The organism is Oxalicibacterium sp., assembly GCF_057353965.1.
This window is the reverse complement of sequence record NZ_JBMQZD010000004.1, coordinates 424,031-436,697: the sequence shown is the minus strand read 5'-3', so window position 1 is coordinate 436,697 and position 12,667 is coordinate 424,031. Positions and strand designations below refer to the sequence as shown.

Annotated in this window: 12 protein-coding genes; 1 reads left to right on the top strand and 11 read right to left on the bottom strand. The window is 58.7% G+C overall.

The genetic code is table 11. From position 1 onward, the window contains the following. Positions 1-19: 19 nt before the first annotated feature. From lpxD to rpsB, 11 genes are all read right to left on the bottom strand, one after another. Positions 20-1,075 (bottom strand): UDP-3-O-(3-hydroxymyristoyl)glucosamine N-acyltransferase, encoded by a 1,056-nt coding sequence (lpxD, locus tag ACO1VH_RS08475; protein ID WP_486244063.1) that lies wholly within the window; start codon positions 1,073-1,075, stop codon positions 20-22. Between the two features lie 14 nt (positions 1,076-1,089). After that, on the bottom strand, positions 1,090-1,584 hold the full coding sequence (locus ACO1VH_RS08470) for an OmpH/Skp family outer membrane protein (protein ID WP_486244062.1): 495 nt from the start codon (positions 1,582-1,584) through the stop codon (positions 1,090-1,092). 83 nt (positions 1,585-1,667) lie between these two features. Continuing rightward, a complete protein-coding gene (gene bamA, locus ACO1VH_RS08465; RefSeq protein WP_486244061.1) occupies positions 1,668-4,040 on the bottom strand; it encodes an outer membrane protein assembly factor BamA in 2,373 nt (790 codons plus the stop codon). Positions 4,041-4,089: 49 nt separating this feature from the next. Continuing rightward, the gene (gene rseP, locus ACO1VH_RS08460; RefSeq protein ID WP_486244060.1) at positions 4,090-5,439 is read right to left on the bottom strand and encodes an RIP metalloprotease RseP; all 1,350 of its coding nucleotides are present in this window, start codon (positions 5,437-5,439) and stop codon (positions 4,090-4,092) included. Beyond that, a complete protein-coding gene (gene ispC / locus ACO1VH_RS08455) occupies positions 5,436-6,611 on the bottom strand; it encodes a 1-deoxy-D-xylulose-5-phosphate reductoisomerase (RefSeq protein WP_486244059.1) in 1,176 nt (391 codons plus the stop codon). Before ispC ends, rseP begins: the two co-directional genes overlap by 4 nt. Before the next feature lie 4 nt (positions 6,612-6,615). Beyond that, positions 6,616-7,431 carry a phosphatidate cytidylyltransferase gene (locus tag ACO1VH_RS08450; protein ID WP_486244058.1) on the bottom strand — a complete coding sequence of 272 codons (816 nt, stop codon included), beginning with the start codon at positions 7,429-7,431 and terminating at the stop codon, positions 6,616-6,618. Continuing rightward, entirely contained in the window at positions 7,425-8,189 is a 765-nt protein-coding gene (gene uppS, locus ACO1VH_RS08445; RefSeq protein ID WP_486244057.1) for a polyprenyl diphosphate synthase, read from the bottom strand. The genes ACO1VH_RS08450 and uppS overlap by 7 nt, the downstream gene beginning before the upstream one ends. A 40-nt stretch (positions 8,190-8,229) precedes the next feature. Beyond that, positions 8,230-8,790, bottom strand: coding sequence for a ribosome recycling factor (gene frr / locus ACO1VH_RS08440; RefSeq protein ID WP_486244056.1), 561 nt, complete (start codon positions 8,788-8,790; stop codon positions 8,230-8,232). An 85-nt stretch (positions 8,791-8,875) separates the two neighbouring features. Next, complete coding sequence (gene pyrH / locus ACO1VH_RS08435; RefSeq protein ID WP_486244055.1) at positions 8,876-9,592, bottom strand: UMP kinase; 717 nt, start codon at positions 9,590-9,592, stop codon at positions 8,876-8,878. 205 nt (positions 9,593-9,797) lie between these two features. After that, the gene (tsf, locus tag ACO1VH_RS08430) at positions 9,798-10,679 is read right to left on the bottom strand and encodes a translation elongation factor Ts (protein ID WP_486244054.1); all 882 of its coding nucleotides are present in this window, start codon (positions 10,677-10,679) and stop codon (positions 9,798-9,800) included. Positions 10,680-10,813: 134 nt separating this feature from the next. Beyond that, on the bottom strand, positions 10,814-11,560 hold the full coding sequence (gene rpsB, locus ACO1VH_RS08425) for a 30S ribosomal protein S2 (protein ID WP_486244053.1): 747 nt from the start codon (positions 11,558-11,560) through the stop codon (positions 10,814-10,816). A 270-nt stretch (positions 11,561-11,830) separates the two neighbouring features. Here rpsB and map point away from each other — a divergent pair, with 270 nt between their 5' ends. Then, a complete protein-coding gene (map, locus tag ACO1VH_RS08420) occupies positions 11,831-12,664 on the top strand; it encodes a type I methionyl aminopeptidase (RefSeq protein WP_486244052.1) in 834 nt (277 codons plus the stop codon). The last annotated feature ends 3 nt before the right edge of the window (positions 12,665-12,667 follow it).

Here is a 12,667-nt window from a genome sequence, read left to right as displayed (position 1 = left end):
GTGCTGCATAGTTCCCTGATTAGTCATTCTTGTCTTCGCCAAGCGATTTGATATGTTTTTCCAGTTCGCGGATTTTCTCACGCATCGACGACAAATTGCGCACGATGACGGCAGATTTTTCCCACTCCGCGTTCTTGGCCAGTGGATAGAAACCCGTGTATTGCCCCGGCTCATGGATAGAGCGCGACACCATGCTGCCAGAAGAAATATGGACGTTGTCGGCGATCGTCAGATGCCCCAGGACCATTGCCGCGCCGCCGAACGTGCAATGCTTGCCGATGATCGCGCTGCCAGCCACGCCGACGCAGCCCGCCATTGCCGTATGCGCGCCAATGTGGCAGTTGTGGCCGATCTGGATCTGGTTGTCCAGCTTGACGCCATCCTCGATTACCGTATCGGCCAACGCACCGCGATCCACCGTCGTGTTTGCTCCGATTTCGACGTCGTTGCCAATCTCGACTGCTCCGGTTTGCGGAATCTTGATCCACGCACCACCTTCGTTCGCAAAGCCGAAACCGTCCGCGCCGATCACCGCGCCGGAATGCAGGATGCCGCGTTCTCCGATGCGGCAACCCGCCAGGAAAGTCACGCGCGGATGGAACAGCGTGCCCTTGCCGACCACCGCGTCGCGGCCGATAAAGCAACCTGCCCCGATTACGCAATCGTCGCCAATGTGTGCGCCGGCTTCGATCGTCACATGCGGTCCGATCGACGCACTGGTCGCCACGCTGGCCTGCGGATCAACAGCCGCAGTTGGATGAATGCCTTTGGGCGCAGCATGCGCGTGCAAGGCCGCGAAAAACTGGGCCGCGCGCGCAAAATACGCATACGGGTTGGCCGTGACGATGCGCGTACCGGCATAGTCCGGGCCAACGACCTCGTCATCAGCTTCCGACAGGATCAGGGCCGCCGCCTGCGTCTGTGCCGCCTGCTTTCTGAACTTGGGATTGGAAAGAAACGTGATGTGCGATGCATCGGCATCGCTCAATGGCGCGATGCCGACAACTTGCTTGTCGGCATCACCAATCAACCGGCCCCCCAAGCGTTCGACCAAGTCTCCCAGTCGAGTGCTCATCGTAGCCTTTTCTGTTATTTGCCGAGTGCCTTCAGCACCTTGTCGGTGATGTCGATGCGTGGGCTGACATACGCTGCTTCCTGCAGAATGATGTCGTATTTTTCCGCTTCCGCGATCTGCTTGATCACTTTATTTGTGCGATCGATCGCTGCAGCAGTTTCTTCGTTACGGCGCTGGTTCAGATCTTCCTTGAACTCGCGTTGCGTGCGCTGGAAATCCTTGTCCAGATCGGCCAGTTCGCGCTGACGCTTCACACGCTCGGAATCCGCCAGTACCGGCGCATCCTTGTCGTATTTGTCGGCCATCGATTTCAGGCGCGTTGCCATGTCTTGCAACTCTTTCTGGCGCTTGGAAAATTCCTGCTCCAGCTTGGCCTGTGCCGCCTTGTATGGCGCCGCTTCACGGAAAATGCGCTCAGTGCTGATGAAGCCGATCTTTGCCGACTCCTGCGCTTGCGCGACGGAAACAAAACCGAGGCCGGCGATCAACAACACCAGGCATTTGGACATTACTGAGGATTTGATTGAAGCCTTCAAAATAATTCTCCACATCTCAAATTTCAACCACCAATTGTTTATTATGCCACCAGCCTTTAAAAGCCGGTACCCAACTGGAACTGGAAGGCCTGCTCATCATCCTCCGGCTTCTTGTTCAGCGGTTTGCCGAAACTGAGCTTGAGAGGACCGATCGGCGAGACCCAACTGAAACCGATACCTGCCGATGCCTTCAAGTCACTGCCGAAGCTTTGATTATCGTCATAGACGTTGCCGGCATCGAAGAAAGTAAACCAGCGCAACGTACGATCGTTCTCCGATCCCGGGAACGGGAATTGCAATTCCGCATTCAGAATCAGCCGTTTGGAACCGCCGAGCGGATCGCCGTTCGAATCTTTCGGACCGAGCGATGCGCTTTCATAGCCGCGCACCGAACCGATGCCGCCTCCGTAGAAGTTCTTGAAGATCGGATATACGTCTCCGCCCAAAGCCTTACCGTAGTTGATCTCGCCATTCAACGCCAGCGTCGTGCTCGAGAACAACGGCTTGAAGTACTGCTGCTGGAACGTCGCCCGGTAGTACTTCGTATCTCCGGCCGGTGAAATCTCGAAGTTGATTCGTTGATAACGACCTTTAGTCGGCACCAGTGCACTATCACGATTATCCCGCTGCCATGCGATGGTCAACGGAATACTGGTCGCGGACGCACTGTGCTCACCGGTTTGTGAGGCATCGTTATTGCCATTAAGTTCATTGACATAGTCGATGTAGCGTTGCGGGCTATCATCCTTGTCACTGTCCTCGGCGCCCAGCCCTTTATAAACGGTGATCTCGGTACGCTCCACACCTGCGCCGAAGAACACTCTATCCACTTCCGAGAACGGCACACCAAATCGGATGTTGCCACCCGTACTGCGGAAGCGATAATCGCCGGTGCTAATCGATGGCGGACGCGTAGTGCGTGTAAACAACTCGTAGGTGCGGCTGACGCCATCATCGGTGAAATACGGATTCGTTGCCGAAACCGCGATCGTACGATAATACTTGCTCGTATTAACGTTCACACCGACCGTGTTGCCGCTACCGAAGGCATTGCTCTGGTTGATCCCGCCGCTCAAGGTCAAGCGCTCGCTGCTGGAAAAACCTGCGCCCAACATGATGTTGCCGGTCGGCTTTTCCGTCACGGCGAAGTTGACGTCCACCTGATCGGTCTTGCCCGGCACGTCCGGCGTTTCCACCTTCACGTCGGTAAAGTAGTCGAGACGGTCCACGCGATCGCGCGACAACTTGATCTTCTCGCCGTCATACCAGGAATTCTCGAATTGCCGCAGTTCGCGTCGAATGACTTCGTCACGGGTTTTCGTGTTGCCCGCAATATTGACGTTGCGCACATAGACACGCCGCCCCGGATCGACGAAGATCGTGAACGCCACCTGCTTCTTCTCGCGATCGATCTGCGGATTAGCATTGACGTTGGCAAACGCATAGCCGAAATTGCCCATGCGCTCGGTGATGTTCTTCGTACTGGCCGTCAGTTTCTCGCCCGAATACACGTCGCCGGCCTTCAACTGTACCAGCGAAGCCATTTCCGCTTCACGACCGAACATCTCGCCTTCCAGCTTGACGTCGGATACCGTGTATTTTTCGCCTTCGCTGATGTTGATCGTGATGTAGATATCCTTCTTGTCCGGCGTAATCGACACCTGCGTCGATTCGACGCGCATCTCGATATAGCCGTTGTTCTGGTAGAAGGATTTCAGCGTGTCGATATCGGCCGCAAGTTTCTGCTTCGAATACTGATCCGCCTTCGAGTACCAGGTAAACCAGCCCGGTGTGCGCAATGCAAGCTTTTTAACAAGATCCTTCTCGCTGAAGGCCTTGTTGCCGATGATGCTGATGTTCTTGATGCGGGCGACATCACCTTCGTCGACGGCAAAGTTGATCGCCACGCGATTGCGTTCCAGCGGCGTGACCGTCGTCGTGATGGCGACCGAATACAGACCACGCGACAGATATTGCCGCTTCAGTTCCTGTTCTGCGCGATCGACCAGCGACTTGTCGTAGATGCGAGATTCGCCGACGCCGATTTCCTTCAGCGCCTTCGTCAGCGTTTCCTTGTCGAACTCCTTGGTACCGGTGAATTCCACACTGGCGATCGCCGGACGCTCCTCCACGAACACGACCAGCACATCGCCTTCGGTCTCGATACGCACGTCCTTGAAGAAGCCCGTTGCGTACAGCGCCTTGATCGCCGTCGTGCCTTTCTCGTCGGTATAGGTATCGCCGACACGTACCGGCAGATAACTGAACACGGTACCGGGCTCGGTACGCTGGATGCCTTCGACGCGGATGTCCTTGACGGTGAAGGGATCGACCGCATACGCATGGCTCGCGCACAGGGCGAAGGCGGCAGCGGCAATCAGACGGCGGGGAAAGAAAGGCGGGTTGAAACGCTCAGAATGTAATTTCATCGGCTATGGTAATCAAGATACTTGGTCAGACCCGGCAAGGCACGCACCATCAGGAAACAAGCCGGTTGATGTCGTTGAAGACTGCCACCAGCATCAGGGTCATCAGTATCCCCACACCTGCCCGTTGCGCGATCTCCCCGAAGCGCTCGGAAACCGGGCGGCCCGTCAAAACTTCGACAGCATAATACAGCAAATGCCCGCCATCCAGCACTGGAATGGGAAGCAGATTCATGACGCCCAGACTGATGCTGACGAAGGCGATAAAACTCAGGTAGCTGATCCAGCCGATGCGTGCCGTCTGCCCCGCATAATCGGCGATCGTGATCGGTCCGGTGACGTTCTTCCAGGAAACCTCGCCGACAATCATCTTGCCGACCATCTTGACCGTCATTGCACTGGTATCCCAGGTCTTTTTCACTGCCTTGCCGAGCGCCGCCAGCGGGCCGCTGCCGGCCGTGACCATCTCCGGCATCATCGCCACCTCGACCTTGATGCGGCCGAAGGTCTGGTCGCCCTGCTCGACCGTCTCCGGCGTGACCGGCACAGTCAGCGATACGCCGTCCCGCAGCAGATCGACCTGCAGCATCTTGCCCGGTGACGCGCGCACTGCATCGACGAAAGCCATGCCATCCCGAATCGGCTTGCCGTCGACGGCAACGACTTTATCGCCCTGTTGCAAGCCCGCGCGCATGCCGGCACCGTCCGGCACAATATTGCCGAGCACAGCTGGCGGCCGCGCCAGATCGATGCCGAGATCGGCCAGGAATTCGCCCTCCAATTTTTCGGTCGGAACGCTATCGACCGGGACGATCGCGCTTTCCTGCGCACCTGCCGCATCCACCACGTCCAGTCTTGCCGGCTTGCGATCGACAACCGCCTGTACCATCAGCCAGCGCAGATCACCCCATGCCTGCACCGGCTCGCCGTTGACGGCCGTCACACGCTCGCCGCCACGCAAGCCCGCCTTCCATGCGATCGACTGTTCGGATGGCGTGCCCAGCTTGGCGGCCGGTTCCGGAATGCCATGGCTGTACAGTCCGGCGAACAACAGGATCGCCAGCAGGAAATTGGCGATCGGTCCTGCCGCCACGATGGCGATGCGCTTCCACACCGATTGACGCGTGAATTCACGCTGCATATCCTGTGTCGAAACATCTGCCAGATCGCCGTCGCGGGCATCCAGCATCTTCACGTAACCGCCCAGCGGCAGCATCGACACCGCCCATTCGGTCTGGTCCGGCCCGAAGCGACGCGACCAGACGACCTTGCCCATGCCGACCGAAAAGCGCAGCACCTTCACGTTGCACCAGCGCGCCACCAGATAATGGCCGAGCTCGTGCACGATGATCAGCACGCCGAGAACGACGGCAAAGGCGACGATGGTTTGCAGCAGCATCATGATGGCTGGATGGTGGATAGTGCGATTTCCCGTGCACGGCGATCCTGTTCGCACACCGATTCGATATCGGCGACCGAGCAAAACGGCAGCGCGTCCATGACGCGGGCGATCAGGTCATTGATCGTGCGGAAACCGATGCGCCTGTCGAGGAAAGCCTGTACCGCCACCTCGTTGGCCGCATTCATGACGGCCGGCGCCGATCCGCCCGCGTGCAATGCATCATACGCCAGTTTCAGGCACGGAAAACGCTGCAAATCCGGCTGCTCGAACGTCAACTGCGCGATCTGCACCAGGTCAATGGGCGCGACACCGGAAGCGATGCGTTCCGGATAGGCCAATGCATGCGCGATCGGCGTACGCATGTCGGGATTGCCGAGCTGTGCCAGCACCGAACCGTCGACGTAGGACACCATCGAATGCACGACACTCTGCGGATGGATGACGACATCGATATTGGACGCCGACACGCCGAACAGCCAGTAGGCCTCGATGACTTCCAGCCCCTTGTTCATCATCGTCGCCGAATCGACGGAAATCTTGCGGCCCATCACCCATTTCGGATGTGCGACCGCTTCTTCGCAGGTGACCTTGTCCAGCGTATCCAGTGGCCGCTTCAAGAATGGCCCGCCGGAAGCCGTCAGCAGGATTTTCCCGATGCCGTGCTTTTCCGGCACGCGGCTGTAGCCATCAGGCAGGCACTGGAAGATCGCATTGTGTTCGCTGTCGATCGGCATCAGTACGGCGCCGCTGGCGGCCACTGCATCCATCAGCAGCTGGCCGGACATGACCAGCGCTTCCTTGTTCGCCAACAGCACTTTCTTGCCGGCACGTGCTGCAGCCAATGTCGGCGCAAGACCAGCGGCACCGACGATGGCCGCCATGACCGTATCGCATCCAGCCGCAGACGCCACCGCACACAATGCCGGCTCGCCGAATTCGACCTGGGTCGCTACGCCTTTTTCGCGCAGCAGGCTACTCAGCTTCTGCGCCGCCTCCGCATTGCCGACAACGGCCACCTGCGGGCGGAACTGCACGCATTGCTGCGCCAGTTCTTCCACCTTGCTCTGCGCAGTCAGCGCATAGACGGCATAGCGGTCGGGATGGCGGGCAATGACGTCCAGCGTCGAAAGACCGATGGAGCCGGTCGAGCCAAGAATGGTGATGTGCTGCATGAAATTACATCCAGTAACCGACGAGAACAGCCAGCGGCAGAGTCGGAAGCAAGGCGTCGATGCGGTCGAGGACGCCGCCATGGCCAGGCAGCAGATTGCTGCTGTCCTTCATGCCGGCACGACGCTTCAATTGGGATTCGAACAAGTCGCCGACGACGCTGGCAGCCGTCATCAGAATCAGGATCGCGAGAAAGCCGCCCCAACCCCATTTCAGATAAAGCTGTACGGCGAATGTATCCTGCAAGGCGGGAACGGCCAGCGTTGCGGCACCGGCCAGCAGCACGATGATCGCACCGCCGATCGCGCCTTCCCACGATTTGCCCGGTGAAATCGACGGCGCCAGCTTGCGTTTGCCGAAGGCCTTGCCACTGAAATAGGCGCCAATGTCGGCCAGCCAGACGATCGCCATCACGGAAAACATGTACAGCGCCGAACGCGAGAACAGCACGAGCACGGCGACGAAAGCGCCGAGAATGGCCACGCCGTAAATGCCCATCGCCAAGCGATCGCCGATGCTGCCCGGCGGCGGCAGTCCGATCGCCAGCGACGGCGTGAGCCGCAATGCCCAGATCACAACGCACAGCGCAGGCAGCAGCGGACCGTCGATACGTCCGAACAGAACCAGCCATGCAAACGCGATCGTCCACAACGCAGCGCCGATCATCGGATGGCGGTTGCCGAACAGGCGCAGGCATTCCCATGCCGCAGCAGCAAAAAATGCAATGACCAACAACGTGAATACCAGCGGATAGCCGGAAAAAATCGCCAGCAGCAGCACGGCCAGCAAAACCACCGCCGTGATGATGCGCGTCTTCAGCATTTGACTGCCGCCGCTTGTTCGGTCAGCTGCTCGCTGGTGCGGCCGAAGCGCCGTTCACGCTTCTGGTAGGAGGTGATCGCTTTTTCCAACGCGGCCGCATCGAAATCGGGCCAGTAGGTTTCGGTGAAGTACAGCTCGGTATAGGCAAGCTGCCACAGAAGGAAGTTGGAAATCCGCTCTTCCCCGCCGGTGCGAATGAACAGATCCGGCTCCGGTGCATACGCCATCGACAGGTACGGCTCCAGCATTTCCTCAGTGAATTCGGTCGCCCCGGGATGCGCCGCCACCATCTTGCCGGTCGCCTGCATGATGTCCCAGCGGCCGCCGTAGTTGGCGCAGACGGTCACCGTCATTCGCGTATTGCCGGCCGTCTTGCGTTCCGCGGAAGCGATCATCTGCTGCAGCTTGTCGTCAAAACGATCGAGGTCACCGACAATCTTCAGTCGGATGCCATTCGCATGCATCTTGGCGACTTCACGCTCCAGCGCCGTCATGAACAGGCGCATCAGCACGCTGACTTCTTCCTGCGGCCGGCGCCAGTTCTCGGAACTGAAGGCGAAGAAAGTCACATATTCGACGCCCGCCTTCGCGCAGGCTTCCACCACGCCGCGCACCGCTTCCACGCCTTTGGCATGGCCGGCGACGCGTGGCATGAAGCGCTTGGTCGCCCAGCGTCCATTGCCGTCCATGATGAGCGCAATGTGGCGCGGCACCAGCGACACTTCCGGCACGGTCTGGGTTGAACTCTTCAGCGTCATGAGCGGGCAACCGGAGTGGAGAGAGAAATTGAAAGCCGGCTCAAACCGTCAGCACTTCTTTTTCTTTTTCGGCGACGATCTTGTCGACTTCGACGACGAACTTGTCGGTCAGCTTCTGTACGTCATCCTGTGCACGACGCTCCTCGTCTTCCGAGCAGGCCTTGTCCTTTACCAGCTTCTTCAGCGATTCGTTGGCATCGCGGCGGATGTTGCGGATCGCGATCTTCGCATCCTCGGCTTCACTCTTGACCAGCTTGACCATTTCCTTGCGGCGCTCTTCGGTCAGCGGTGGCGTCGGCACACGAATCAGATCGCCTTGCGTCGACGGGTTCAGACCCAGATCGGATTCGCGGATCGCCTTCTCGATGGTGGCGACCATTTTCTTTTCGTACGGCTGCACGCCGATCGTGCGTGCATCGACCAGCGTCAGGTTTGCCACTTGCGGCAACGCGGTCGGCGTACCGTAGTATTCGACCATCACATGGTCCAGCAGGCCGGTATGTGCACGGCCGGTACGCACCTTCGCCAGATCGCTCTTCAGCGTCTCGAGCGACTTCTGCATTTTCTGTTCGGCGATTTTCTTTGCATCTGCGACAGTCATTACTGCTCTCCTATTTACTGCAAATTGGACTGGATTGGATTATCGGCGTTCCCGAATATCAACATCGTCAGTGTTACAAGCTGTATCAGACGTGCACCAGCGTGCCTTCGTCCTCGCCCATCACCACGGATTTCAGCGCACCCGGCTTGACGATCGAAAACACCTTGATCGGCAGGCGCTGGTCGCGGCACAGCGCGAAGGCCGTCGCATCCATCACCTGCAGGTGCTTGGAAATCGCCTCGTCGAAGCTGATGGTCGAATAGCGCGTCGCCGCCGGATCCTTGTTCGGATCGGCGCTGTAGACGCCGTCGACCTTGGTCGCCTTCAGCACGATTTCCGCACCGATCTCCGCACCGCGCAGCGCGGCAGCGGTATCAGTCGTGAAGAACGGATTACCGGTGCCGGCAGCAAAGATGACGATCTTGCCTTCTTCTAGGTACTGCAGCGCCTTCGGGCGCACGTACGGCTCGACCACCTGCTCGATGCCGATTGCCGACATCACGCGCGCCGTAATACCGATCTGGCGCATCGCATCGGCCAGCGCCAGCGAATTCATCACGGTGGCCAGCATGCCCATGTAATCGGCCGTTGCGCGGTCCATGCCTTGCGCGCCGGGCGCGACGCCACGGAAAATATTGCCGCCGCCGATGACGATCGCCACTTCCACGCCCAGTTTTGCGACTTCAGACACATCCGCCACCATGCGCTCGATCGTCGCGCGATTGATGCCGTACGGATCGTCTCCCATCAACGCCTCGCCCGAAAGTTTAAGGAGAACGCGTTTATATGCTGGGGTCGTCATGGGCTGGATTCCTTGTCTTGTCCGTTTTTATTGCCAGGCTGATTCTGTATTCCGGTACTGCCATTCCGCTCTGCGGCGGCCGGCAGCCACACCGCTACGGAATATTAATCGCTAACGCGCCGTCCGCGCATCAGCAAAACGCCATCGAATCAAGCATACCCGATCGACGGCGTTAAAAAAACGGGCCTTGCGGCCCGCTTTCTGCTTACGCCTGCTTTGCTGCGGCAACCTGCGCCGCGACTTCTGCTGCAAAGTCGTCCTGTTTTTTCTCGATGCCTTCGCCGACGACGAACATCTTGAACGATTTCACGGCCGTCTTGGTTTCCTTCAGCATCTGTTCGACGGTCTGCTTGTCGTTCTTCACGAACGGCTGATTCAGCAGCGAAACTTCCTTCAGGTATTTCTGCACCGAACCTTCGACCATCTTGGTGACGATATCGGCCGGTTTGCCCGATTCGGCAGCCTTCTGCTCGGCAACCGAACGCTCCTTGGCGATCAGATCGGCAGGCACGTCGCTTGCTGCCAGCGAAACCGGTTTCATTGCAGCGATATGCATCGCGACATCCTTGCCGATCTGGTCTTCTGCGCCGTCGAAGTCGACAATGACGCCGATACGCGAACCATGCAGATAGGAAGCCAGCTTGCCGGTGGTTTCGAAGCGTGCAAAGCGGCGGATCGACATGTTTTCGCCAATGCGACCGATCAGTTCGGTACGGGTTTCTTCAGCGGTCTTGTCGCCCAGCTTGACGTCGCCCAGTGCGGCCACGTCGGCCGGGTTGGCGTCGGCGACAGCCTTGGCCAGTGCGTTGGCAAATGCCAGGAAATCGTCGTTCTTGGTCACGAAGTCGGTTTCGCAGTTGACTTCCACCATCGCGCCGACGTTGCCGGACACACAGGTGGCAATCACGCCTTCGGCAGTCACGCGCGAAGCGGCTTTCGATGCCTTGCTGCCCAGCTTGACGCGCAGAATCTCTTCCGCACGCTCCATGTCGCCGTCGGCCTCCGTCAGCGCCTTCTTGCATTCCATCATCGGCGCGTCCGTGCGTGCACGCAGTTCGCCCACCATTGCTGCAGTAATAGCTGCCATTACAATCTCCTAACTTGCGGACGCCCTTCAGACGCCCTCGATACGAATATGTTCAACATGCGCTCGAAAAAAAGGGGCGAACTGCTGTTGCCCCTTTCCTTGTTCTGACGCGCAAACCATCAGAGAGTCAGGGATTACGCCTGCTCTTCGACCTCGACGAAATCGTCGCCGCCCTTGATCGACTCGACCAGATCGTTGGTCGCGTTGGCACGGCCTTCGAGGATCGCGTCGGCAACGCCGCGTGCGTACAGCGTGATGGCTTTCGACGAGTCGTCGTTGCCCGGGATCACGTAGGTCACGCCGTCCGGCGAGTGGTTGGTATCGACCACGCCGATGACCGGGATGCCCAGCTTGGCAGCTTCGGTGATCGTGCCTTTGTGGTAGCCGACGTCGATGACGAAGATCGCGTCAGGAATACCGCCCATATCCTTGATGCCGCCGATGGATTTTTCCAGCTTGGCCTTCTCACGCTCGTACATCAGCGCTTCTTTCTTGCTCATCTTGGCCAGGGAACCGTCTTCGCTGGCAGCTTCCATGTCCTTCAGACGCTTGATCGAGGTCTTGATCGTCTTGAAGTTGGTCAGCATGCCGCCCAGCCAACGCTGGTCGACGTACGGCATACCGGCGCGCTGCGCTTCAGCGGCGACGATGTCACGTGCCTGGCGCTTGGTGCCGACGAACAGGATGGTGCCGCGGTTGGACGACAGTTGGCGGATGTACTTCATCGCCTCCTGGTACATGCCCAGGGTCTTTTCCAGGTTGACGATATGAATCTTGTTGCGATGACCGAAGATATACGGGGCCATCTTGGGGTTCCAGAAGCGGGTTTGGTGACCGAAATGGACACCGGCTTCCAGCATTTCACGCATGGTTACGGACATGTTTTTCTCCAGGGTTGGGTCTGGAATCCGTTCGGTTCACCTCGCTGCCGTTTGGCGGAAACGAGGCACCCTTGTCGAGCGGATTCGCGATTTTTACAAAACAATTTACAAACCTGCCCGAAAGACGATTCAGGCAAGCCCGCAATTCTACCCCGAAGCCAGCCTTCTTTTCAAGCTTTGCGCGACTTTCCGGGCGAACAAGCGCCCGCTCGTCTATAATCTTCCCCTCACGATCCATTCTGCCGCGTTGCGGCAACTTTCTGTTTCCTTATGGGCAATATTTCCATCAAGACAGCTGAAGACATCGCCGGCATGCGCATCGCCGGTCGCCTCGGCTCCGAAGTCCTCGATTACATCACCCCGTTCGTCAAACCGGGCGTAACGACGGGCGAGCTCGATCGCCTGTGCCATGAATACATGGTCAACGTGCAAGGGACGATTCCCGCGCCACTGAACTACTGCCCGCCGGGCTACACGCCGTTTCCCAAAGCGGTCTGCACCTCGGTCAACGACGTGATCTGCCACGGCATTCCCGGCGACAAGGTGCTGAAAAACGGCGACGTGCTGAACATCGACGTCACCGTCATCAAGGACGGCTACCACGGCGATACCAGCCGCATGTTCTTCATCGGCGAGCCGTCCATCCTCGCCAAGCGCCTGAGCGACATCACCTACGAATGCATGTGGCTGGGCATTTCCAAAATCAAGCCGGGCGCGCATCTGGGCGACATCGGCTTCATCATTCAGCAGCATGCAGAAAAAGCCGGTTACAGCGTGGTGCGCGAATTCTGCGGCCACGGCATCGGCAAAATCTTCCATGAAGAACCGCAAGTGCTGCACTACGGCCGTCCCGGCACGCTGGAGAAACTGGCACCGGGCATGATCTTCACGGTCGAGCCGATGATCAATGCAGGCCGCCGCGAAATCCGTGAAATGAACGACGGCTGGACCATCAAGACCAAGGATCGCAGCCTGTCGGCGCAATGGGAACACACGGTACTGGTCACCGAAACGGGCTACGAAGTGCTGACGGTGTCTGCCGGCAGCCCGCCGCCGCCCGCCTTCATCACCGCTGGAGCCGCGCCCCAACCCGTCAGCGCCTGATAT